Here is a 20,556-nt window from a genome sequence, read left to right on the forward strand (position 1 = left end):
GGACTGGTACAACAATCGGCGGCTACACAGCGCCCTGGGGAACATGCCACCGGCTGAATATGAGCTCCACTATTACGCTGGAACAAACGGCCCGATAAATATCGAAGCCGCCAACAAAACGGCGGCATGAAACCCGGGACGGTTCACAACTTCCGGCACGAGCAACCCACGCCCACCTGACCAACCAGCCGACATCGGCACCAACCGGACAAAAAGGTGGAACACCCGGCAGCGAGGCCGGCTCTCAGCCGCGACCGAAATCGCGAAACCCGCTCAAATCAGAATCCGGTACCCGCCACAGGTCGGCCGGTGGATCGAGGCTTAGTGAGTTTGAAGCCCCGCTGACCGCGGTGTTCTAGCTCCGAAAATGAACCATGCCAGGACACCCAGAAACGGTATGAAGAACACGATTGCGCACCACGCTAATCGAGCCATTGGTGCGATTGGTGCACGACCGATTTCAAGAAAAGCCACGATTATGACGGTGATGAATCCAGCAATGGCGAGAATGCCTACAGCGAACTCCGGGGTCAGAAAATTCATGGTCGATCCCTCCGTTTCTTTGCTTCCATACTCCCAGCCCAGATCGAGAAGTCAACTTCTCACCCCTGAGCCAGGGCCCAACTTCGGCTTACCCTGATGGGTTGACCCACGCAACAAGCGTCCTTGCGCAGCTCAGAATCGTGTGAGTATGCTGGAAATCACGGCGCAAACATACATTACTGATGTGAACAACATGTAAGGGGAAAAATGATGTTAACGAAGTCATTGAAGGGAAGACGCGGAACAACAGCCGCATTGATAGTTGGATTTGTAGGAGCTGCAACAGTGCTTGGTGCTCCGGCGGCCATAGCAGACGAGCCAACACCCAGCGAATCACCGATTACGGTCACAGCAGCCGAGGACTTGGACAGCTGGATGGAGACGCTCGCGGTCCCGGCAGATGAGCGGGCCGCGCTACTCCTGAAGTTGGAAAACGGACAGCCTTGGGACTCCTTGAACCCATCGGCCACCTTTTCTACCGAAGAGATATCGCTAAGCGGTCTCCCGGTTGAGAAGCGCACGTATGCCGACGGCTCCGTTTCCGTTACCGGTGTGGCAGCGTCAGACTCATCAACCTCCATCGACGCCCTTATTGAGCCAAGTGCCCAGGGCGTTGCAGTTCCGTTCGCCAGCATCTCGGAGTGCACCATCGCAGGCGCTGCCGGGGACACGATTTATAGTAATTGCTACGTTTTTCACGGTACGGGCATCGTCACCCTCAGCTTCCGGGCGGACTACATTACTGGCGGCGGCACGACCCCAGATTCGGTCTCGAACCCTTGGGACGAAGCTAACCTTCTAGTCGGCTATTCGCTGGCGGGAGAATCGCTGAGCATCACCCGCGCAGCTGAAACGTCTACTCTGCCTGCGGAAATTCGCTACCGTGTGCAAGGCACGCTCTTTGGTCCCTTCCCGACGACCATGGAAGTGAGCCTGCGCCTTCAGGTGAAGGATGGAATCGCGCAAGCGACGGTGTGAGGCGTAGGTCCGTATCTGCGGCTCGGTTAACTCCAGAGCGCTGGCGCGCCGCCAGATCTCCGGATGAACTCACGCACCAAGAGCCGACCATGTGAGGCGGTCAGTTTAGCCTCGATCCACCGATCGGGATTGGGATCTAACGGCGCGTTAAACCGAGAATACCTCTCGGTATCAGGGAAAATGTAGCTTGTCTAGAGCACAGTTTCAACGATTCGGGAGGCATCTCGTAGATGCAAGTTTCTCACACCACTGGCGCTGTTTCGGCCTCCTTTGACGACCCGAACTTGGTGTCGGCGGCAGGCCTAGTCCCAATCATGAAATTGGCCGCCACGGCAGACTTGCAGACCCTCACCGATCAGTGGCTCACGGTCCCGACCGACAAGGGAGCCAACGCCGGCCTCAAAGTCGCCTCGCTGGTCGGCGGCATGGTCGCCGGCGCAGACTCGATCGACGACATGCGATCCTCAGACACGGTGGCATGCGCAAAATCTTCACCGCCTGCTACGCCACCTCGACACTCGGATCGTTCCTGCGATCGTTCACGTTCGGGCATATCCGCCAGCTTGGTGCTGTCGCCTCCCGGTTCGTTCGCAACCTCGCCGCAGAAACACCACTGCTCACTCACGACAGCAGCACCGACGGCTACGTGTTCCTTGACGTGGACGACACGATCATCGAAGTCCACGGTTACCAAAAGCAAGGATCCGGCTACGGCTACTCCGGCGTGCGTGGTCTCAACGCCCTCCTGGCCACGGTCAGAACTGAGGAGTCCGCACCGATCATCATCGGACGAAGGCTGCGCCGCGGTGCCTGCGGTTCACCGCGCGGCGCCCGCCGAATGGTCAGCGACGGCCTCGCCACCATTAAACGCCTCCGCGGCCTCGAAAAAGCGCGCGTGCTCTTTCGCGCTGACTCCGCTTTCTACGGGCACGCCCCATCAGCGCCGCTCTCAAAGCCGGCGCCGACATCTCCGTGACGGCCCGGATGGACCCTGCCGTGAAGACAGCCATCGAGACGATTCCCGCCACGAGCTGGACCGCCATTGAATACACCAACGCGATCTATGACGCGGTCACGAAGACGTGGATTAGCAACGCGGAAGTCGCCGAAATTCCCTTCACGGCATTCAAATCGCGCAAGAAGAGCGAGCACCTCACTGGTCGTTTGGTCGTGCGACGAATTCCCGAACTGAACAAGAAAAACACTGACCAGCCCACCCTGTTCGACACGCACCGGTTCCACGCTTTTTTCACCACCAGCACCCTCGACACCGTCACCGCCGACAAAACCCATCGCGCCCACGCCGGAATCGAGCTCGTCAACGCCGACGTCAAGAACAGTGCCTTGGCTCACCTGCCCTCGGGGGTCTTCACGGCCAACGCCGCCTGGCTCGTCCTGGCAGTGATGGCCTTCAACCTCACCCGCGCCGCCGCGACGATCGCGGGCAACCGCCTCACCCGCGCCACCACCGCGACGATTCGTCGAAAATTGGTCAGCGTCCCCGCACGCCTCTCCACCTCAGCACGGCGCCTCACGCTGCATCTGCCCCAGGCATGGCCCTGGGAAAAACCGTGGGCCACGCTTTTCACACACAACTTCCGGCACGAGCAACCCACGCCCACCTGACCAACCAGCCGACATCGGAACCAACCGGACAAAAAAGTGGAACACCCGGCATCGAGGCCGGCTCTCAGCCGCGCCCGAAATCGCGAAACCCGCTCAAATCAGAATCCGGTACCCGCCACCGGTCGGCCGGTGGATCGAGGCTAAGCACTCGCTGTTGCTTTCTGGGGAGGATGCCCCTCGGGAGGTGTCAAGTGAGGCTGACCTGACGAAGCTGATCTCAGTCGAGAAACAGCGCATCACTGGAGACTCGGAGCTGATGGTGCGCCTCGGTGGCTTGGAGAAGGCGCTCAACGCAAACCAGGCCACGCGAGACTTCTTCAAATTTGTGTCCGATCGTCCGGAGCTGCTTGCGGAGTTCGATAACACCGATCGATTCAAGGAGAAGCTCTGGGTCTCTTATTTCAAAGTGCACGGCGAATTGTTCGCTGAGGCAGTGGATGCTCACAAGTCGTCCAAGGAGCGGCGGAAGAAGATTCTCGAAACTGCAGCGGCACTCAGTGGGAAACCGTCATTGAGCTGTTCAATGAACGGTTTGATGTGCCGTTCACGCTGGTGCCCCGGAACCGGGTGAAGGTCATGCTCGCCCAGGAGCCTTTCCTAACGATTGACTTTGACTTCATGGATGGCGGAGGGTCCACGCGGGTGGATCGAGAGCATCTTTTGCGGGTGCTCAGTACCGGCGAGAAGAAGACGCTTTACATCCTGAACATCCTTTTTGAGGTCGAGGCGAGGAAGAAGTCGGGAAAGCTAAGTCTCTTTGTTATCGATGACATCGCTGACTCTTTTGACTACAAGAATAAATACGCGATTATCCACTATTTGAAGGAGATGGCAGCGGAGACAAATTTCCGGATGGTCATCCTGACTCACAATTTCGATTTTCTCCGCACCATTTACGGCCGCGGTGTAGTGAGCTGGGGCGAGTGCTTCATGGCTGAAAAGAGTGCCGAGCGCGTCAAGTTCAGCAAGATGAGCGGGAATCTCATCACCAACCCTTTCGAGGGTGATCTCAAGAAAAAGATGTTCACCAGCGCCCTTGAACGAATTGCCTGTATTCCGTACGTTCGGAACATCCTTGAATACAGTCGCGGGAGCAAAGATCCGGACTACCTTCATTTTGACCGCGCCTGTTGAACGTGCACCATTACCTCGCCATGCCGCAGGGTCGAGCGGTGTGATTGGAATTTTGGCGTTCATCGGTGGTCTGTTCAGCATTAATCCCACCGCGGTGCATGATGGGGGGATGCTTGACGTGTTGTGCACCGCCTCCGAGCTGGCAGAATACGGTGAAGTGCACGTTGTAGGGGATCGGCTGGAGCGACTCGCGGTCACGATCACCCCGAATTTCTACGGCACCGAGTTGGACGAAATCGAGTGGGTCTTCGATCGCTTCGCCCAGGTCGCGAGCGGTGGGCGCAAAACTGCAACGATCTCGGGGGTCATCGTCTCCATCGACGCGGTTTATGTCAGCTTGACCCGAAAATCGCGGGGCTGGGCGCCGGCCGGGGGAACAGCGACGCTGGAACGGCTGGAGACGACCGCCGCCACCCGTCGGCCGGAGCGCCGGATTGCGTGGGGGGCGGCATCCGCGCCGGATGAGCACGGTCACGCGAATCGAACGGGATACCCGGTATTCGAGGAGGGCGACGAGAGCTTCACAGGTTGGGTCATCACCCTTGCCGACGAACACGTTCGTCTCGCGGATGCTGTCTGACGGTCGATAAGGACGAATGCGCATCCTTCACCGGACAACTTCACCAAACCCTGGGTTTTACTGACCGTGCGAAGTGGGTTAAAACATGCCAGCCTTGGGCTTTGGCATTGTTGACGAAACGTTGGTTCTCGTCCTTGTGTGCGGCGAGGGTCGCCGCGTCGTCCTTCCTCACCGTCTTTACCTTTGCAATAGTCGATTGCGCATCGAACCGCTCAAGCCGTGCGCTATCGGATCCGCTTACGGGCGTAACCGGGGGACATTCAGTGTTGCGAGAAGGCCACCACTTAGCGCTGCGATTCACAGCCCTCGGTGTACTGCTCAACACCTAGCCAGTATTCTGGGTCTTCTCCTTCCAGCCGGCATAATCGGAACCGGTCTCAGTCGGTGTAATAGCGAAGTTCCCGTAAGCCGGACGTCGAGCGCGGCAGATGTGGGGCAAAACACCTGGCGGCTGAGTGCGCCGACCTTGTGTCACAGGGGAACCCTTATCGGAACTGTTTGAGAGCTTCGTTGTACCGCTCGTGATCGTCACGGGTCTCATCCGTCACGAGGAGCGTGTGCTGTCCGATGACGCGCGTGTAAGAGCCTTGGCAGGGGATGGTGACAATTTTCGTCAGCCCGGCTTGCCATGCTGGGATCAGCGCGCTGAGCGACAACCGTTCCGGATCATCCGCGAGGGAAGTCGGGCGACGCTGCGTGCGTGCTTGGAATTGTGATCGATTCCACGTCTTCTTTTTCTCCGTAAAGGCTTCGTCGCCGAAGGAGCTCTTCCAGGACGGCCCGACCATGTTGGCCAACAGGTTGGCGCGCTCGGGTGACCCGTCCAGAGTGTGCTGGAGCTGGTCGAAGATCGTGCTGTCTTGGAGCAGACCGGCGTGGTGAATGCAGGCGTTCCACATCCCCGGCCACGCCTCCACCCACGCTGCGGGCGCGTCGGTCGATCCGGTCGGTGCGTGTGCGCGTACCGAATCGTCCGACAGGAGCGAAGGAAGGTCCTCGCCGACCGGATTCAGATTCCACGCTTCTCGAACCCAGAGCAGATCAACCAACGAGTTCGGGTCATCATCGACGGTGATGAGCATGTCATGAGGCCAGGGGTTCCCCGGCATAGGTACAGATGAACGCAAAGTTTCCCCCTTCAGAGCGGATGTCGGACAGTCTCGCAGAGAACCTTCTCCGAAGGGGAACCCTCAACGGCTGCTTATTTGGCAACCCTCTGCATCCACTTTGAGGGGATGTCTAAAGGCTCGAACCCGAACTTGGAGTAGAGGCCGTGCGCATCCCCCGTTGATAAAAGCATTCGCTTCAGATCCAACGGCTCGAATTCATTAATAACTCCCTCGATGAGGGCGACGCCGAGGCCATGCCCACGCACTTCAGGGTTCACAAAGACGTCGCAAAGCCAAGCAAACGTGGCTCCATCCGTGACGACGCGCGCATAAACAACTTGTTGACCTGAGATGGTTTCGTAGACACCGAAGTTGCGAGATGCATCGATCGCTTGGTCCTGCGTTGCCCGAGACCTTCCCTTTGCCCAATAACTTTCCTCGCTGAGCCAGCGGTGCACTATTGCGCGATCGATGTCGGAAATGTCGGCAGAGAAACGGTAAGTCGAATCCATCCCACTATCCAACTACAACCTCTCGAGCCAATCGAACAGCCGGTCGTGAATGTCTGGCACACCTATGTAAGCGTTAGAGATTGGTTCGCAAGGGCAGGAGCTGCGCGGTGGAGCCTGCCGTGGATGGCTGCCCCGTAAGCCGGACCTCTTACGGGACGCTCAACACGGTGAACCAGTCGGCGTCCGGCGTCTCTGCAGATCAGCAAAATCAGGCCATAGAGAGTCGCTGCCACCAGCACGGTGACCCTTCCCGAAGCCTCATCCGTCCAGTAGCTGTCGAATCACTCACGAACTGCGTTGATGCCCGTAGCGCTCCGCCATCTTCTCGGAGAGCAGCTGCGCTGCTTCCGCCGCGGTGAGTGCCAGGCTCTCACTTTCCTCAACGCCGAGTTCGTTGAGCGCCCGAACAAGATACAGCGGTAATGGCTCCCTCTGGGTCACGGTTTCGGGTGCCCCGCGGTCCGGCAACTTCTTCTCACGAACGCAGGCCCAGAACGCCTCAGCGTCAACGGCGAGCTGGGTTCGCAGAATGTGGGTCCACATCCCGGCAGAGTACGTCGACCTGTCGACGGGTCTGGAGATTCGAGTGCGGAGGATCTGCCCGTCCCAGAGCGCCAACTCATAGGTGCGGTGATGCCTGACAGGCTGTCCTGACGCGCCGCGTACGAGCTGCCACTTCTCCGCCACGCAGAAATCGTCGTGGTCCTCGCGGGTCGCGGCCGGGTACTTACTCACCGCCGCGCTCAAGCCATTCGAGGAGCTGCTCGTCGGTTGAAAGTTTGATGAGCTGCACGAGTGCCCAGTTGCCGGCGTGATTCGGAGCACGGTCCAGTCGGTCGTCCCAGTCTTCGGCGTACTCACGAAGCGACAGAGCGAGGTCAGCGAGTGCGCCGTCAACATCCGTACCCTCAGACACGAAGGGGCGACCATCCATCAACGCAATCGTGCGGTCATCTTCCCGAGTGACGCGAACGCGCGGCGATACAGTTCGAGAGAAGTATGCCCGGAGTCGATCCACCGGCATGACCGCAGAGAGCTGACCATCGCGTTGCACGGTGACGGTTCGCCCGCGCGCGGTCGCATCGAACACCTCCTTGAGATGCGAGCGCGCGTCTGTAAAGGACCTGTAATCGGCGACGAGTGGCATTTCAACCTTCCTGCGCAGGTGAACCCGCGCGTGCAAACGTACACTGAGTACGTCATGTACATGATATCTCGGTGTCACCTCGAATGGCTACCTCGGCCACGAACTCACCGCAACTGCACCCGTCCATATCGACCCAATGGATGCACACGTACCCGTAAGCCGAACCCTTCACGGGACGGGACGATGTGGTCCCTCATCCATTCGACCGAGAGGCATCCCCCAGAGGAGGGAAAGCCTCGACCGGGCCCGCGGAATCGCTGCTGGGGCATCTACTGTCGGAGCATGACAAAGATTCGTGCACAGCTGCTCCGTTTCCGCGAGCTTGCACTCGGGGTGGTGTTTTTCAGCGCCTGGTTCGTCCAGTCCTCCAGTCGCATTGTGGGCGACGTGCCGCTGCGAACGGACACATTCCTGACGAACCCATACGGCGTGTTTATTGCGGCAGGCTTCGCAGTGGCCATCGCCCTCTGCCGGGTGCGCCCCGGTACCGCACTGTCTTTGACTGGGGCCCTCCTGGTCCTGCAGTTGCTGTTCTGGCCGGCGCGCTTTAGCCAAGTCAGCTGGGTCGCCTACGTTGCACTCATTCTCATTGTGGTTGGCGTCAGCGCCTACGCCCCGTCCAGCAGGCGCCGACTACTGCTGGCACTCTCGATGGTGAGCAGTATGGCCGTGAGCGCACTACTCAACGTTCCGTTCCTCTCCTTGTCTGGAGTGTGGGGCACCATCAACGGAAAAGACGCCGCCAGTATCGAAGTCATCCAAGGATTCTCGGCCTGGACTGTGGTGGCCATCCTGCTGACCGTGGGTGCCTGGCACTTCGGATCGCGACTTCGAACAAGAATCATCCATCCTGATCCGGAACCATCCGGCGGCGGTGCCACGGAATCGGACCGCGCTGACGGAGACACGTCCTCTCCCTCACCCGATCCTCGACCTGATTTCACGGACTGGGACTCGATCGCCACGTTGTCGTCACGCGAGCGGGAAATCTTTCTGCTCGCCGCCCGCGGGCTGAGCAACAGCGACATCGCCCACAGCGCTCATATCGGCGAGTCAACGGTGAAAACACACCTCAGCAGCATCCTCACCAAACTCGGATTCACCTCCCGCGCACAAATCGTCGCCCACGCATACCAGAGCGGGCTGCTGCACTAATCGGGGAGCGTTGATATCGGCCGTGTCAACCGATGCCGCACGGGGTGGACGAGAAAACTCGCAAGCCGAACCCCCTGCGGGACAGTCGCTCAAATCCGTTAGCGTAGCCTGCATGGCTATGCACGACGATGAGTTGCACATTGACGAGCAAGTTGCTCGCCAGCTGATATCGGACCAGTTTCCCGAATGGCGCCTTGAACCTGTCCGTCGCATCGTGACGGACGGCACGGTGAACGCCATTTTTCGAATCGGTGCCGACCTTACGGCACGATTCCCGCTCCGCTCCGCTGAGCCAGCTGATATGTTCTCGGAACTCGACCGGGAAGCCTCGGCAATGCGCGAGCTGGCGACGTGTTGTCCGGTCCCGACACCGGTGCCCGTGGTTGTAGGCAATCCGGGTTACGGCTTTCCCTTGCCATGGTCTGTGCAGACGTGGCTACACGGAGCCGTGGCAACGCCCAAAGGTTTAGCGCACTCCGATATGTTCGCCCATGACCTCTCCGGCCTCGTGCATTCGCTTCGCGCCGCAGCAACGAAAGGACGTCACTTCGCGGGCTCTGGTCGCGGCGGAGATCTGAAGGACTCCGACAAGTGGATGGAACTCTGTTTCCGAGAAAGCGACGGGCTACTTCCCGTCGCTCGGCTCCGCATTCTCTGGATGGAGTTTCGGAGTTTGCCGCCTTCTGGCCGCGAGGTGATGACTCACGGCGATTTGACTCCGAGCAATCTCCTCGTCGAGGGCGACCGACTGGTTGGCGTCCTGGATGGCGGGGGGTTCGCTCCGGCCGACCCGTCACTCGATCTTGTCGCCGCGTGGCATCTGCTCGATGACGAGAGACGAGCGCTCCTCCGTAGCGAGCTGCCTTGCGACGACCTCGAGTGGTGGCGTGGAGCCGCGTGGGCGTTCCAGCAGGCGATGGGCCTGGTGTGGTACTACCGGGAGTCGAACCCAGGGATGAGCACCCTCGGGCAGACCACCTTGGCGCGCATCGTCAACGACCCAGAGTTTTCGGCGCCTACCTCCGGTAGCCCGGGAGCCCTTTAGCGGAACCTTGAACGAGACGATTGAGCGGTGAGTTGATCCACGCCTGCTGAGGCCCCCGGAGAGCACGCTATGTGACGGTCTCGATAGATGATCGACTGACAGTCTCGATAGATGATCGACACCGTATTCCTCAACGGAACGGTCGGCGCCGGCAAGTCGACTATCGCGGCCGCTCTCAGCGTCCTGATGACTGAGAGTGGGCGACACCATGCCGTAATTGACCTGGACCACATCAGACGCGCCTGGCCAACGCCCGAGGGCGACAGATTCAATCACGAACTCGAACTGCTGAATCTGCGCGACTTGGTCGTCAACTATCGGAATGCTGGTATCGAGCACTTCGTCCTCGCCGGCGTTGTCGAGCAAGCCACCGAAGTGCCCCGGTACGAAGCCGCGTTGAAGAGTCGCGGCCTTCTCCTCTGCCGGTTGGATACCGATGGTGCCACTCTGATCAGAAGACTCAGTTTGCGCCATGCCGACAACCCGACCGAGCTGGCTTGGCACCTGCGGCGCGCGGGCGAACTCGCAGCGGTCCTCCAGAGGGCGGCAATTTATCACGTCGTCGTGGACGCTTCAGGAGACGCACCAATGGCGACGGCAAGAGAAGTGATGCATTGCGGCAGTTTTTACGATCAGTGCTGGGCGACATTCGCGGGCAAAATCTGGCACGAATCCGAGCATCATGAAATCCAGCGAACGCTATTTTTGCCGCGAACGTCGGCTATGCGAGCTCACTTTGATGTCTGATTTCGGCAAGGATCCTTCGCACGCGGTGACCAAAGTTCGCAGGCGCGTTCTCGGGTAATTCTGTTACGTGCCACCACGCAACTTCCTCGCTTTCCGCGCTGGTGGACGGGGCAAGGTCTGTCCTCGCGATCGCGCCGAAGCCGATGTCCCAATGAACGGTGCACTGGGTGAAGCCGTCGCCCAGAGGGTGTCGGTCGACATCGAGGATGGCGCCGACCGGGCTGATGTCGGCGATGCCGCCTTCCTCACGGGCCTCGCGGAGGGCCGCCGAGGCAACTGAAATGTCCGTAGCCTCGACGTGGCCGCCGAGCTGAACCCAGAACTGACCCTTCTTGTGGAAGCACAGCAGAACCTGCTCAAGATTGGGGGTGAAGACGAAACAGCTCGCAGTAACGTGCTCGGCACCCCCTCGCGGTCCAGCGCCGACCCAGCAGAGTCGCCAACATAGGAAACATACTCATCACGCAGCGAGCCCTGACTCTGCCCCAGGGGTTCCCACGCATTGAGCGTGTCAATCAAATCGGTAGGGACGCCCGGAACGGTAAGTGCATCGTTGACCATGACCACACCCTACAGAGGCACCCGCACAGGGTCTCAACAACCAACCTTGACCGTGATGCAGGCCGTTTGCGGCGGGCAGGAGGCAATCGCACGAAGCAGGGATCGGGGGCTTATGCTCCCCTGCCCCCCAGAACACAACGCTGCAGGGCACCCAGAACGAGGCCAATTATCCGCAATGCTCGTTGTTTTCCTGGTTGACGAACGAAAATTTTCAAAATGATACTGGGTGGTTGATCGGATAGGTCTTACGTTTCTGCGGACCGGCCCACTAGATTATGAGCGACCGCAAGAAATCCTAGATTCAGAGCGAGCGCGCGTGGTCACTCTTTTTTCGAGACCGAAAGACGGAACTCATATGGCTATCAGCCTCACCGACCTCGAACTCTCGACCCTGGACAGCCTCATAACCCCTGTCGACCCCAAAGACGATTGGATCGTCACGGACGGCGGTTCGGCTATCCGTTGCGACCTAGAGGGTATGAGCGAAGAGCTTGCAGACGTTCCTGTAGAGCACCGATCGGCACAAACGCTGGAGGTCCTTCGGGCCTACCGAGCGGACGCGCGTGCCGCCCGATCGTCATGACCCGAATTCTGCTTCGTATTCTCAAATCATCAACAGCTGCCGTCTACTGGATTCGGTACGCGATCCCGGCACGAGTTCGTTCTTCAAGTCGCCTCCGTCACAACCTGTTCGCCGACCGAGCCGATTTGAGGACGATCACATGATGATTGATATTGCCAGCTCCGTATTCGCCGTTATCGGAATCGTTGTTTTCTCGGTCTGGTTTCTACTGACGATCGCATTTCAGAAAAATAATGGGCTCAGCCGGCTAACTACCCGGTTCGACCGGTTCACACTCATACCAAAATGGTCGTTTTTTACGCCAGATCCCGGTGCGAGCAATTATCACTTTGTTTATCGCAGTCGCGACGAGGGAACGAGTTTCAGTCCATGGGTGGAGTTGAATTTATCCCCGAGAAAAATTCTCTATCCACTTTGGAACCCTCGAAAACGCTACCGAGAGGGAATGATTGAGTTGTTCCAGCTGCTTGCACTTTCAAGTATCAACTGCTCTGCAGAGCAGCTTCAGTTCACCTCGCCGTACATAATCTCGCTCGACGTTGCGCGCACGCAACTCGGAGGTTCATTGTCTCCGCAGGCGTTCTACCAGTTTGCTTTGGTTGAAACACGCGGTCCAAGCGGAGCGTCTGTGCCACTCGTTCGTTTTTATTCGCTGACTCACCCGGTGTCATAAAGCATGTTGACAATCGAAACCGCCGCACGAATTACCGCCGTCATCGTGGGCATAGGCATTCTTCAAGGCTCGTTGCAATTGCTTTTGAGCTTGAAAGAATTCGGCACAAGCGGGATGTTTGACTGGAATAGCAGACAGATCCTCGCCAGGTCACACGGTGCATCACGTGGATGGATCGTCGGGCGAAACGGCTCAATGTGCTTACGCATTGTTGTGATTGTTCGAATCGTCTGTTCCATAGCTCTAATCACTCCGTTTCAAAGCAATCTGCTCTACGCCAGTTACGCAGCGATCATTTTGCTGACAGGCCTTTTCCTCGCCTATCAAATTCGCTATGGCAAAGATGGCTCCAACCAAATATCCGTCATCATCCTTGCGGGCTTGGTATTCACCTTCCTGCTCCCAACGTCGAGTCCTTATCAAGCCGTGGGTTTGTATTTCATCGCGGCGCAGGCCCTGTTGGCATATTTCGCTGCGGGAATATCGAAGATATCCAACGCACACTGGCGTCAAGGATCAGCGATGCAAAGCATTCTCAACACCGCTAGTTATGGACACCCCACGGCGGCAGCCGTACTTCGTAGACGACCTTGGCTTGGAGGCTTCGTCGGATGGTCAGTTATCGTGGTGGAGATCATTTTTCCAGTAGCCCTTGTCGCTCCCCCCGGCGTACTGGTCGCGCTGCTTTTCGCCGGGGCTATGCTCCATCTCGGAACAGCCGTACTGATTGGCCTCGACACTTTCTTTTGGGCCTTCACCGCGACATTTCCGGCGATCATCTTCGTGCACGGGGTTCTCCTTTGAGGATAGAACGGCAGTGACATGCCTCGACCTGTCATCGCCTTTTTCGATGAAAAGATTCTGTTGGGCTGACTAAGTATTCGTTTTCGATCTTTGCGTCCCTGAGGAGCTGATGTGCGCCGCAAATCGCCGTTCCCGTGTTCTGCATTCCACCATCACCCGGCCGGCGCATGGGGACGGCGACCGGGACACCTTCGAATCATCGTCGCCGGCTCGGTTGTCATTTCCCGAAGTCGCCTGCACAACGGCCGTGGTGTTCTCCGGGTTGTGCAGGCGAGTGTGAACACTGGCTTTTCCGTACTCCTCTGCACTACGCACGTTCAGGCGGCGGTGTCTCCGGCGCGTTGGATTGCCCGGTAGACCGTGGATCTGGCGACGCTGAAGAGTTCTGCGATCTGCGCGGTGGTGTGTTCGCCCCGTTGGTGGACCTCGACCAGGTGCTTCTCCTGCGCCGGGGACAGTTTGGGCTGCTTGCCGCGCAGCCGGCCAGCCGCTTTGGCGACTTGCATCCCTTCGCGGGTGCGTGCGCGGATCAGGTCGGCCTCGAATTCAGCGACCATCGCGAGCACATTGAAGAGGAGCCTTCCGACCGGGTCGGTTGGGTCGTGAACGGAACCGCCGATGCTGAGCTTCACTTCACGAAGGGTGAGGTCGTCGACGATGTCTTTCGCGTCGCGCAGGGATCGTGCCAGCCGGTCGAGCTTGGTCACGACGAGGGTGTCGCCGGCTCGGCAGGCGGCTAACGCTTCGCGAAGACCGGGCCGGGCCCGGTTTGTTCCGGTGAGGCCTTGATCGGTGAACGTCTTCTGGAGTGAGACGCCGAGGGCGGCGAGGGCATTCTTTTGCGCGGTGAGGTCTTGGTCGTTGGTGGATACGCGTGCATAGCCGATAAGCATTCCGGTCATGCTGGAGTGTACCGTTTATCCCCCCTTGACCGGGCATTTTCTCGGGCGGGGCTTACGGGAATCGGGCGCCCGCAGAACTCTGCGGATCTTCGTTGGCGCTCCATGCGTGTTCGGGTGTCCCGGTGACCGTCCCCCTTGGGGGCAGCGGACGTTGGCACTCAATCTGGAGGCCAGAACATGGTCTAAGCCGCGAGGTTGGACTAACGGGTGTGATCGCCGGGATCACCGTCTGACTCGATTGGTTTGCCCGTGGGGCGCGCGTAGTAGGCCCAGGGAAACCACATCGAGCCTATTCGATGCCACCCTTCGCTCTCCAAGGCGCGTCGGCTGGACGCGAAGGCCACAACCCGGAGGTGTTCCCATTGCTCATCAGATTGGATGAGGTCATGGAAGTACATTCCATAGGCAATTGAATGCCACCCCGTGCGTCCGGCTGCGGCTAATTCTTCCATCTCGTCAAACGCAGTCAGCGGAGAGAGCCGACGTATCGTGTCCGAGGAAGGAGTGACGATACCGTCAACGACCCGCCCGAATCTTTGCTGGGCCGCTTGGCGGCTCATGCTAAGTTGCTGCCCGATGCGGTCCCAGCTCAGGCCGGCTTGACGGGCAGATGTGACGGCGAGTTGCAAAAGCTGAGCGATTTCCTCAGCGCTCCGGGCTGTCAGGTCGATGAGGTCCAGGTAGGAGTTGGGATCGTGTTCCAGACGACCCGCCAGGGACGGGTCAGCCTCTGCGATTGCATCCGATAGAGCATGGCGAAGAGTATTGTCGTCCCACTCTGGCAAGGGACTCATGAATTGCGAGACGGCTTGGGGCGTGCGATGACTAACGCAAGGAATATCCCAGTCGCGAACAGCAGGAGTGCAGCCACGACGAGCAAGGCGATCTTGATCGCAATGGACGCAACGAGCAGCGTAGTAAGCGCGATGCCGACGGCAGCAAGCGCGAGCAAGGTGGCTGTCGATGCTGGCTGCGATTTCAGGGAGGGACTCGTTTCTTTCATGTGTCAATTATAGATTGACAGAGGCTCTTGTCAACATGGAATTGACATTGGGTGAGGCTCGGCTGCAACCTTTGCGCTTCCAGCGCGTCGGGAATGTCGCCCTATTCCCATGACCGTAAGGGTTTCCGAATATGGGCACGGCGGACGGTACGAGCGGCAGCAGTTAGAGGAATTCAATCGATCCTATGGGAGGCTGAACGTATGATTGATGCGGCTTGGGACCAGAGGATCGACGACTTCTACGAGCATGATTTCGACGCGTCAGATCCGGAGAACGCAATATCAAGGATGCGATCACTCGTAGCGGATCGCCCGGCCGGTGATGCTGCTGCCATGTTCGAGATGGGTGGCGTATACGATTCTCTGGGGTTGGAGCTTGAAGCGATCCCGTTGTATCGAGCTGCGCTCGAGGCAGGGCTCGAAGGGGAACGGGCGACGCGAGTCTTCATTCAATTGGCGAGCACGCTGCGCAACGTGGGGGAATCTGCAGAAGCGGTATCGATGCTTGAAGCGGCGCCGATGTCAGCCGTTGATGAACCTGCGCGCCAGGCATTTCTGGCGCTGGCGTTGTACGACGAGGGGCGCTACGGAGACGCCCTCCGGACCGCGTTACTCGCTCTCGTGCCAACCCTGGAGAGTTACCAAAGGTCCTTGCGCGGGGTATGCGGGCGAACTGCCCAGCACAGAATCGGACTCCTCCCCAAGGGTGACGCCCCTCGTCTCGTAGAGGGTTCCCCTGCGACACAGCAAAAGCGCACTCTGGCGCCGGGTTGTTTGGCCCCAGATCCGTCGCGCTGGACGTCCGGCTTACGGGTATCAGCGGTTGGCGAGGGGGCACGACCGAGTGTAGGTTGCACGTCTAACTAGTATGTGACACCATCTACTTATGGTGACTATGAAGTGGCCCACCGAGTGGCTCCGTGGTGCACTCACCGCGGCCGTGCTATCCATCGTGAGCGAAGAAGAAACCTATGGATATCTGGTCGCACAGCGACTGAGAGAAGGCGGGCTGGGTGTCGTTAAGGGCGGAACCCTCTATCCGCTCCTGACCCGACTGGAACAGGATGGCGATGTTATCGCTTCGTGGAGAGAGGGCGCAGGTGGCCCCGGGCGTAAATACTATTCGATAACTCCAGCGGGCAAACAGCGCCTCGCAATGCTTCGAGTCGATTGGCAAATCTTCGCCGACCACGCCACAGCGGTCATTTCAGGAAAGTAGGAACCCTCATGACAGAAGCAGCACGAGACCAGTACGCGGAGGAGCTTACCGAGATACTCGAACTGCGCGGTGTTCCGGAGGAGGCGATCGCGCAGATCGTGCGCGAGGTCGAAAGCCATTCTGTGGAATCCGGAGAAGACCCAGTTGGCGAATTTGGAACGCCGAGTGACTACGCCAACAACTTCGCGCCGCGGTCCCGCTTGATCTCGTTCTGGGCATTGATCATCACATCGATCGTCCTGGCCTCCACCAGTGCATATGTTTTGATCTCCGGCGCCTTAGGGCTACAGTCTTCCACAATCGTCTTGTGGGGCCTCCCTCCCTGGACTCGCATTGGTATTGGCATGGCCGGGATCGTCGCGTGGAGCGTTCTACTTGTCATAGCTGGTACTCATTCAAAGCGACGTTCGCGCTCGTGGCGTATCTGAACCAACATCGAAAAAGCCGCAGCCTTCTCCGCCAGGGGTCCGGCTGGCGGGCTTTCCAAAGCAAGTCAGTCGTGATTTAGGTTTCCAATACAGTGAGAGCATCCCGCAAAAAGTTGACTTGATCCGTTCTGCTGAGCTTTCCGATGTGGCACAGTACGCCTACGCGGCGACAGCTCCCGCTCAGTCGCGCCTCATCTTTCTGGCCGGCGCCTGCCCCCTCAATCTGGATGGCAGCACCGCAGGAGTCGGAGACTACTCGGCGCAGGCCAGCAAGGCGATGGAAAACCTTGTTATTGCCTTGCACGCGGCTGGCACCCGACTCGATGACGTTCTGGGCACACGAGTTCTCGTCGCCTCCTCTCATCAGAGCGACCTCGTCAAGGCTTGGGCAGTTGTCCGCGAGGCCTTCGGCACGCATGACGTATCAAGCAGGCTCTTACGAGTCACCGTCCTCGGGTATACCGATCAGCTCGTCGAGATCGAAGCGGTCGCTGCAGTGATCGACTGATGAGGCCGTACCGTAGAAGTTCGGTATACGGGCGTCCGTCTCGGGCCTCGGGGGCGCCAACCGGCAGTGGCGAAGGACATTGCCATCACGCCGAGGGTGACCAGTACAAAGTTGGCAGTTGGAGTCATGCGGCCTTCCTGTCTCTTTCGGAAGGCTCAGACGAGGTTCTTGAGCATCTTCACCGAAGTTGTTTCGTACCCAAGCGAGTTGTAGAGCCCCTGCGCTCCGCTGTTGAATCCGAAGACGCTAAGGCCGAGAGAATGCGCACCATGTAAGCGTGCATATTCCTCGCCGAGAAGCATTGCCGCTCTCCCGAAACCCTGACCACGCTGGTCAGGGTTGATGACAACGTCCCAGACCCACCACGCCCCTGGATCGGCGCTGACATCCTGTCCGATCCACAGGTATCCCACTGCCGCACCCGCCTCGTTCATGACGTGAAAGACCTCATTGCCAAGGCTCGGAGCACCATCCGGGAACGAACGAGCCATGCTCTCGGTCGCTATGCGTTGAGCTTCCTCGTGCGATCCACCCTGGGTAACCAAATCACCGACGTATTCGGTGCAGCTGTGGTCCAACCACGACGGGAACTCGCTAGTGTGGATTCGCTGAAGGGTCACAGGCATCTCTCAAGTCCTCCAGACAAAAATCGGCATCAGCGCCAGCCGAAAATTGCCCGAATAGCGTTCCCGTGTGACACAACGTCGGCGGACTCGGTCGCGGGGTGGTTTGGCCCCAGATCTGTCGCGCTCGACGTCCGGCTTACGGGCAGCTCGTCGGGCGAACTATCTCGCCGTTAGATGCTTGGTGACGCCTTGGACCAAACGGGGACAAGCTGCTTGACGTCAGGGGGGCCCAGGAGCAAGGGGGTGACCTCGTGCTCGTAGTCGCGATAGGCGGCGGTGGTCAGGAAAGCGGCGGAGGCGGCCGCATCGCGATACACCTGGAAGGCGCACACGACGTCCGGGACGGCGGGGTCGACGCAGTAAAAATAGGCGTCGTGGCCGTCGTTGGCCTGGACGGCCGGGGCCATGTGCCGGTGCCAGATGGCACGAACGGCATCGCGTTGACCAGGCTTGGTCCTGTGCGTGATCAATACGGCGATCTGAGACATGGTTGCCCTTTCGATTCTAACGAAACGAAGCGTTTCGGTTGTCAGCCTACACGAATCGTTTCGTTTCGTTAGACTTGCCCTGTGACCCATCAACACCGCGAAAAGCCGATCCCTCCCTCTCGGCGTTCATCAAGCACACACGAAGCGGTTTTGAGGGCGGCGATCGAGCTATTCGAAAAATCTGGATACTCACGCATGACCATCGACGCGATCGCGGACCGGGCTGGCGCGAGCAAAGCCACAATCTACCGATGGTGGGCGGGCAAGGGAGCGATACTTCTCGAAGCGTTCCTGTCTGGGGTCGAAGCTGACATTGCTTTTCCTGACAGTGGGACCCTGCGGGAGGACCTTGTCGCACAGGTGTCCGCTCTCGCACACGTGCTCGGACAAACCAATCTGGGGCAGATGGCTATCGCGCTGTTGGGCGAGGCCCAGCACGACACGCAGCTAGCGGCGGCCTTCAGGTCGGGGTGGCTTGAGCCGCGGCGGACAGTGGGGCGCGAGGTCCTCTTCCGCGCCACTGAGCGTGGCGAACTGCGTGCTGATCTCGACCTCGAAGTCGTGCTCGACGGCCTGTACGGCCCCGTGTACCTGCGGTTATTGTTCGGACACGGTCCTCTGGACAGGCCCACGATCGAGACGTTGATCGACCAGGTTCTGCAGGGAATCGCACGCCAGAAAGACGCTGAAAGGAAGTGCTCGCCGGCCCACGCGAATCCGACGGTGGAAACGGAACGCTGGGCCATCCTCACCGATGGCGCGTGAGATACTCGATACCGCTGAGGGTTCGGCTTGCGAACGGCTCATCAACTCGCGATACGAACCTGGAGTCCCTTCGCACCCGCTGCTCCCATCTACAACGGCTGGAATGCGAACCTGTCCTCCGGTGAAAATAGGTACTCATGGTCGCAGCGGAACCCACGCAGCCACTGCTGGCCGTCGACGACGCGTAGATAGAAACCTTTCGGAAACGCCACGTCGTCGCTGAATGGTGCCGAGGCGACCTTGAGCGCGCCCGCAGGTGACCTGCCGGCGGACAGAACCGAATCAGGCGCGTTTGCCTGCGACGCCATTGCGAGCCGAAGATACGGGCCGGTGTCCGGGGTGCAGAGCGCAAATCCTCGTTCACGGGCCACCGCGAAGATCTCCAGTAGCGTCGCCCCGGTGCGCAGACCGAGTTCACCTACATTGCGCTCGATGATGTTGATCTCCTCCTGGGCTCGCGGATCGAAGACCGTATGATCGAGCAGCATGTCGGCGTACGCGTTGAGCAAGATGCCTCGTGAGCCCAGTTCAGTCCGCAGTTCGGTGCGGGTCGAACCTCCGACGTTAAGACGCAAGACTCTCGTCTCATCTCCATCACGTCGGCGCACGAAGCAAGGGTACTCCTTCACCAGTCGGAGTCGAAGGTAACCAATTCCCTATCGGAATGGTGAGGCGTCCCGCTGACCGTTACCCATTGGGCAGTGCTCAAGCAGTCCTGCAGTCTGCCCAAATAGGCCATGGCCAACTGGGAAGAACGCATCAGAGGATTCTGGCTGGAGGCCAGTGACGCCGACGCAGACGCCATTCTCGGTTCAATGCAAATCCTGGTCGCAGAGCGGGACAACGATGATCCGGCCGCCATCTACGAGTGGGCGTCGGTGCAAGACTTTCTTGGACGGGAAGCGGAAGCGATCCCGTTTTACCGACGTGCGCTGGACCTCGGCCTCGACCCTGTCCGTCGATCTCAGGCTCTCATCCAGCTGGCCAGCTCACTTCGCAATATCGGTGAGACCACCGAAGCGATCAAGATTCTGGAAGGCGTTAGACCCGACCCTACGATCGGCGATGCAGGCGAAGCTTTCCTTGCGTTATCGCTCTTCGATGCTGGGCGTCCTGGCGACGCTTTACGAGTCGCCCTTAAGGCTTTGGGGAAGACCCTGCCCCTCTATCACGGCGTCGTTGACCAATATGCCGACGCTATTGTCGATCCCAGCCAGCACGCGCGACGAAGGGAAGATTCGAGCGTCACGTGAAGGGTTCCCCTGTGACACACGTCGAGCGCCACGTTGCGATGGTCGCTTTCGCTCTATAACTGCGTCGCTAAGCGTCCGGCTTACGCAACGGCGGGATACAGCGGAGCGGGCGCGCTGAGGAAGGTCTCGCCGTGTAGTTTCGCAGAGGGCCGTGCGGTTCTTTGGGC

27 protein-coding genes and 1 pseudogene are annotated in these 20,556 nt (G+C 59.2%); 16 read left to right on the forward strand and 12 right to left on the reverse strand.

All coding sequences use genetic code 11. The features are described 5' to 3' along the window. Positions 1 to 321 precede the first annotated feature (321 nt). Positions 322 to 543, reverse strand: a complete 222-nt coding sequence (locus CXY78_RS01005; protein ID WP_092342664.1) for a PLDc N-terminal domain-containing protein — start codon at positions 541 to 543, stop codon at positions 322 to 324. 375 nt (positions 544 to 918) lie between these two features. Between CXY78_RS01005 and CXY78_RS01010 the strand changes: the two genes are divergently transcribed. The 5 genes and pseudogenes from CXY78_RS01010 to CXY78_RS01030 all read left to right on the forward strand — a co-directional run bounded on the left by CXY78_RS01010 (position 919) and on the right by CXY78_RS01030 (position 4,861). Beyond that, positions 919 to 1,521 (forward strand): hypothetical protein, encoded by a 603-nt coding sequence (locus CXY78_RS01010; RefSeq protein WP_158253236.1) that lies wholly within the window; start codon positions 919 to 921, stop codon positions 1,519 to 1,521. A gap of 230 nt (positions 1,522 to 1,751) precedes the next feature. After that, positions 1,752 to 3,147 (forward strand): annotated as a pseudogene (locus tag CXY78_RS01015) (IS1380 family transposase). A gap of 184 nt (positions 3,148 to 3,331) precedes the next feature. Then, a complete protein-coding gene (locus CXY78_RS01020) occupies positions 3,332 to 3,718 on the forward strand; it encodes a hypothetical protein (RefSeq protein ID WP_092342660.1) in 387 nt (128 codons plus the stop codon). Next, on the forward strand, positions 3,685 to 4,281 hold the full coding sequence (locus CXY78_RS01025) for a hypothetical protein (RefSeq protein ID WP_140425613.1): 597 nt from the start codon (positions 3,685 to 3,687) through the stop codon (positions 4,279 to 4,281). Before CXY78_RS01020 ends, CXY78_RS01025 begins: the two co-directional genes overlap by 34 nt. 109 nt (positions 4,282 to 4,390) lie before the next feature. Further along, positions 4,391 to 4,861, forward strand: coding sequence for a hypothetical protein (locus CXY78_RS01030; RefSeq protein WP_134505372.1), 471 nt, complete (start codon positions 4,391 to 4,393; stop codon positions 4,859 to 4,861). 485 nt (positions 4,862 to 5,346) lie between these two features. Here the strand turns inward: CXY78_RS01030 and CXY78_RS01035 are convergent, their stop codons facing one another. The 4 genes from CXY78_RS01035 to CXY78_RS01050 form a co-directional block, all read right to left on the reverse strand. Next, the gene (locus CXY78_RS01035) at positions 5,347 to 5,943 is read right to left on the reverse strand and encodes a hypothetical protein (RefSeq protein ID WP_104087648.1); all 597 of its coding nucleotides are present in this window, start codon (positions 5,941 to 5,943) and stop codon (positions 5,347 to 5,349) included. 119 nt (positions 5,944 to 6,062) lie between these two features. Further along, positions 6,063 to 6,482 carry a GNAT family N-acetyltransferase gene (locus tag CXY78_RS01040; RefSeq protein WP_104087633.1) on the reverse strand — a complete coding sequence of 140 codons (420 nt, stop codon included), beginning with the start codon at positions 6,480 to 6,482 and terminating at the stop codon, positions 6,063 to 6,065. 285 nt (positions 6,483 to 6,767) lie between these two features. Further along, positions 6,768 to 7,217 (reverse strand): cytotoxic translational repressor of toxin-antitoxin stability system, encoded by a 450-nt coding sequence (locus tag CXY78_RS01045; RefSeq protein ID WP_104087634.1) that lies wholly within the window; start codon positions 7,215 to 7,217, stop codon positions 6,768 to 6,770. Then, a complete protein-coding gene (locus tag CXY78_RS01050) occupies positions 7,210 to 7,629 on the reverse strand; it encodes a hypothetical protein (protein ID WP_092342633.1) in 420 nt (139 codons plus the stop codon). Before CXY78_RS01050 ends, CXY78_RS01045 begins: the two co-directional genes overlap by 8 nt. Positions 7,630 to 7,911: 282 nt before the next feature. Here CXY78_RS01050 and CXY78_RS21370 point away from each other — a divergent pair, with 282 nt between their 5' ends. The 3 genes from CXY78_RS21370 (at position 7,912) to CXY78_RS01065 (ending at position 10,576) form a co-directional block, all read left to right on the forward strand. Continuing rightward, the gene (locus tag CXY78_RS21370; RefSeq protein WP_233197136.1) at positions 7,912 to 8,784 is read left to right on the forward strand and encodes a helix-turn-helix transcriptional regulator; all 873 of its coding nucleotides are present in this window, start codon (positions 7,912 to 7,914) and stop codon (positions 8,782 to 8,784) included. 118 nt (positions 8,785 to 8,902) lie between these two features. Then, positions 8,903 to 9,829 carry a phosphotransferase gene (locus tag CXY78_RS01060; protein WP_198412739.1) on the forward strand — a complete coding sequence of 309 codons (927 nt, stop codon included), beginning with the start codon at positions 8,903 to 8,905 and terminating at the stop codon, positions 9,827 to 9,829. 111 nt (positions 9,830 to 9,940) lie between these two features. Continuing rightward, positions 9,941 to 10,576: an adenylyl-sulfate kinase gene (locus CXY78_RS01065; RefSeq protein WP_092342629.1), complete on the forward strand. Its 636-nt coding sequence runs from the start codon at positions 9,941 to 9,943 to the stop codon at positions 10,574 to 10,576. On the opposite strand, the gene CXY78_RS01070 is transcribed toward CXY78_RS01065, so the two are convergent. Beyond that, on the reverse strand, positions 10,551 to 10,925 hold the full coding sequence (locus CXY78_RS01070) for an NUDIX domain-containing protein (RefSeq protein ID WP_338069419.1): 375 nt from the start codon (positions 10,923 to 10,925) through the stop codon (positions 10,551 to 10,553). The genes CXY78_RS01065 and CXY78_RS01070 overlap by 26 nt on opposite strands. Before the next feature lie 934 nt (positions 10,926 to 11,859). Between CXY78_RS01070 and CXY78_RS20570 the strand changes: the two genes are divergently transcribed. Both CXY78_RS20570 and CXY78_RS01080 read left to right on the forward strand, forming a co-directional pair. Beyond that, on the forward strand, positions 11,860 to 12,393 hold the full coding sequence (locus CXY78_RS20570) for a hypothetical protein (RefSeq protein WP_134505199.1): 534 nt from the start codon (positions 11,860 to 11,862) through the stop codon (positions 12,391 to 12,393). Between the two features lie 3 nt (positions 12,394 to 12,396). Next, positions 12,397 to 13,197: a hypothetical protein gene (locus CXY78_RS01080; RefSeq protein WP_104087636.1), complete on the forward strand. Its 801-nt coding sequence runs from the start codon at positions 12,397 to 12,399 to the stop codon at positions 13,195 to 13,197. 317 nt (positions 13,198 to 13,514) lie between these two features. Here the strand turns inward: CXY78_RS01080 and CXY78_RS01085 are convergent, their stop codons facing one another. The 3 genes from CXY78_RS01085 to CXY78_RS20575 form a co-directional block, all read right to left on the reverse strand. Further along, entirely contained in the window at positions 13,515 to 14,099 is a 585-nt protein-coding gene (locus CXY78_RS01085; protein WP_092342547.1) for a recombinase family protein, read from the reverse strand. A gap of 200 nt (positions 14,100 to 14,299) precedes the next feature. Beyond that, positions 14,300 to 14,893: a hypothetical protein gene (locus tag CXY78_RS01090; protein WP_104087637.1), complete on the reverse strand. Its 594-nt coding sequence runs from the start codon at positions 14,891 to 14,893 to the stop codon at positions 14,300 to 14,302. Continuing rightward, a complete protein-coding gene (locus tag CXY78_RS20575) occupies positions 14,890 to 15,102 on the reverse strand; it encodes a hypothetical protein (RefSeq protein WP_140425478.1) in 213 nt (70 codons plus the stop codon). The genes CXY78_RS01090 and CXY78_RS20575 overlap by 4 nt, the downstream gene beginning before the upstream one ends. A gap of 333 nt (positions 15,103 to 15,435) precedes the next feature. On the opposite strand from CXY78_RS20575, the gene CXY78_RS01095 reads away from it, so the two are divergent. The 4 genes from CXY78_RS01095 (at position 15,436) to CXY78_RS01110 (ending at position 17,257) form a co-directional block, all read left to right on the forward strand. Further along, positions 15,436 to 15,969 (forward strand): tetratricopeptide repeat protein, encoded by a 534-nt coding sequence (locus CXY78_RS01095; protein ID WP_255410375.1) that lies wholly within the window; start codon positions 15,436 to 15,438, stop codon positions 15,967 to 15,969. A gap of 28 nt (positions 15,970 to 15,997) precedes the next feature. Continuing rightward, a complete protein-coding gene (locus tag CXY78_RS01100; RefSeq protein WP_233206043.1) occupies positions 15,998 to 16,321 on the forward strand; it encodes a PadR family transcriptional regulator in 324 nt (107 codons plus the stop codon). Between the two features lie 8 nt (positions 16,322 to 16,329). After that, a complete protein-coding gene (locus tag CXY78_RS01105; RefSeq protein WP_104087641.1) occupies positions 16,330 to 16,749 on the forward strand; it encodes a hypothetical protein in 420 nt (139 codons plus the stop codon). Positions 16,750 to 16,849: 100 nt separating this feature from the next. Beyond that, on the forward strand, positions 16,850 to 17,257 hold the full coding sequence (locus CXY78_RS01110) for a RidA family protein (RefSeq protein WP_104087642.1): 408 nt from the start codon (positions 16,850 to 16,852) through the stop codon (positions 17,255 to 17,257). 155 nt (positions 17,258 to 17,412) lie between these two features. On the opposite strand, the gene CXY78_RS01115 is transcribed toward CXY78_RS01110, so the two are convergent. Beyond that, positions 17,413 to 17,883 (reverse strand): N-acetyltransferase, encoded by a 471-nt coding sequence (locus CXY78_RS01115; protein ID WP_104087644.1) that lies wholly within the window; start codon positions 17,881 to 17,883, stop codon positions 17,413 to 17,415. A gap of 170 nt (positions 17,884 to 18,053) precedes the next feature. Continuing rightward, complete coding sequence (locus CXY78_RS01120) at positions 18,054 to 18,371, reverse strand: putative quinol monooxygenase (protein ID WP_092342403.1); 318 nt, start codon at positions 18,369 to 18,371, stop codon at positions 18,054 to 18,056. A gap of 81 nt (positions 18,372 to 18,452) precedes the next feature. On the opposite strand from CXY78_RS01120, the gene CXY78_RS01125 reads away from it, so the two are divergent. Then, a complete protein-coding gene (locus CXY78_RS01125) occupies positions 18,453 to 19,136 on the forward strand; it encodes a TetR/AcrR family transcriptional regulator (RefSeq protein ID WP_158253237.1) in 684 nt (227 codons plus the stop codon). A gap of 89 nt (positions 19,137 to 19,225) precedes the next feature. Here CXY78_RS01125 and CXY78_RS01130 read toward each other — a convergent pair whose 3' ends face one another. Next, positions 19,226 to 19,744, reverse strand: a complete 519-nt coding sequence (locus CXY78_RS01130) for a hypothetical protein (RefSeq protein ID WP_233206045.1) — start codon at positions 19,742 to 19,744, stop codon at positions 19,226 to 19,228. Positions 19,745 to 19,873: 129 nt separating this feature from the next. Here CXY78_RS01130 and CXY78_RS01135 point away from each other — a divergent pair, with 129 nt between their 5' ends. Next, complete coding sequence (locus CXY78_RS01135; protein ID WP_104087647.1) at positions 19,874 to 20,389, forward strand: tetratricopeptide repeat protein; 516 nt, start codon at positions 19,874 to 19,876, stop codon at positions 20,387 to 20,389. The last annotated feature ends 167 nt before the right edge of the window (positions 20,390 to 20,556 follow it).

This window comes from Cryobacterium sp. N19, from assembly GCF_002929595.1.
Taxonomy (GTDB): domain Bacteria; phylum Actinomycetota; class Actinomycetes; order Actinomycetales; family Microbacteriaceae; genus Cryobacterium; species Cryobacterium flavum.

What these genes read in the sequence shown, in the direction of transcription:
- CXY78_RS01005 (WP_092342664.1), bottom strand. Translation starts at nt 543, where the DNA reads ATGAATTTTCTGACCCCGGAGTTCGCTGTAGGCATTCTCGCCATTGCT.
- CXY78_RS01010 (WP_158253236.1), top strand. Translation starts at nt 919, where the DNA reads ATGGAGACGCTCGCGGTCCCGGCAGATGAGCGGGCCGCGCTACTCCTG.
- CXY78_RS01030 (WP_134505372.1), top strand. Translation starts at nt 4,391, where the DNA reads ATGCTTGACGTGTTGTGCACCGCCTCCGAGCTGGCAGAATACGGTGAA.
- CXY78_RS01035 (WP_104087648.1), bottom strand. Translation starts at nt 5,943, where the DNA reads ATGCTCATCACCGTCGATGATGACCCGAACTCGTTGGTTGATCTGCTC.
- CXY78_RS01040 (WP_104087633.1), bottom strand. Translation starts at nt 6,482, where the DNA reads ATGGATTCGACTTACCGTTTCTCTGCCGACATTTCCGACATCGATCGC.
- CXY78_RS01050 (WP_092342633.1), bottom strand. Translation starts at nt 7,629, where the DNA reads ATGCCACTCGTCGCCGATTACAGGTCCTTTACAGACGCGCGCTCGCAT.
- CXY78_RS21370 (WP_233197136.1), top strand. Translation starts at nt 7,912, where the DNA reads ATGACAAAGATTCGTGCACAGCTGCTCCGTTTCCGCGAGCTTGCACTC.
- CXY78_RS01060 (WP_198412739.1), top strand. Translation starts at nt 8,903, where the DNA reads ATGCACGACGATGAGTTGCACATTGACGAGCAAGTTGCTCGCCAGCTG.
- CXY78_RS01065 (WP_092342629.1), top strand. Translation starts at nt 9,941, where the DNA reads ATGATCGACACCGTATTCCTCAACGGAACGGTCGGCGCCGGCAAGTCG.
- CXY78_RS20570 (WP_134505199.1), top strand. Translation starts at nt 11,860, where the DNA reads ATGATGATTGATATTGCCAGCTCCGTATTCGCCGTTATCGGAATCGTT.
- CXY78_RS01080 (WP_104087636.1), top strand. Translation starts at nt 12,397, where the DNA reads ATGTTGACAATCGAAACCGCCGCACGAATTACCGCCGTCATCGTGGGC.
- CXY78_RS01085 (WP_092342547.1), bottom strand. Translation starts at nt 14,099, where the DNA reads ATGACCGGAATGCTTATCGGCTATGCACGCGTATCCACCAACGACCAA.
- CXY78_RS01090 (WP_104087637.1), bottom strand. Translation starts at nt 14,893, where the DNA reads ATGAGTCCCTTGCCAGAGTGGGACGACAATACTCTTCGCCATGCTCTA.
- CXY78_RS20575 (WP_140425478.1), bottom strand. Translation starts at nt 15,102, where the DNA reads ATGAAAGAAACGAGTCCCTCCCTGAAATCGCAGCCAGCATCGACAGCC.
- CXY78_RS01095 (WP_255410375.1), top strand. Translation starts at nt 15,436, where the DNA reads ATGTTCGAGATGGGTGGCGTATACGATTCTCTGGGGTTGGAGCTTGAA.
- CXY78_RS01100 (WP_233206043.1), top strand. Translation starts at nt 15,998, where the DNA reads ATGAAGTGGCCCACCGAGTGGCTCCGTGGTGCACTCACCGCGGCCGTG.
- CXY78_RS01105 (WP_104087641.1), top strand. Translation starts at nt 16,330, where the DNA reads ATGACAGAAGCAGCACGAGACCAGTACGCGGAGGAGCTTACCGAGATA.
- CXY78_RS01115 (WP_104087644.1), bottom strand. Translation starts at nt 17,883, where the DNA reads ATGCCTGTGACCCTTCAGCGAATCCACACTAGCGAGTTCCCGTCGTGG.
- CXY78_RS01120 (WP_092342403.1), bottom strand. Translation starts at nt 18,371, where the DNA reads ATGTCTCAGATCGCCGTATTGATCACGCACAGGACCAAGCCTGGTCAA.
- CXY78_RS01135 (WP_104087647.1), top strand. Translation starts at nt 19,874, where the DNA reads ATGGCCAACTGGGAAGAACGCATCAGAGGATTCTGGCTGGAGGCCAGT.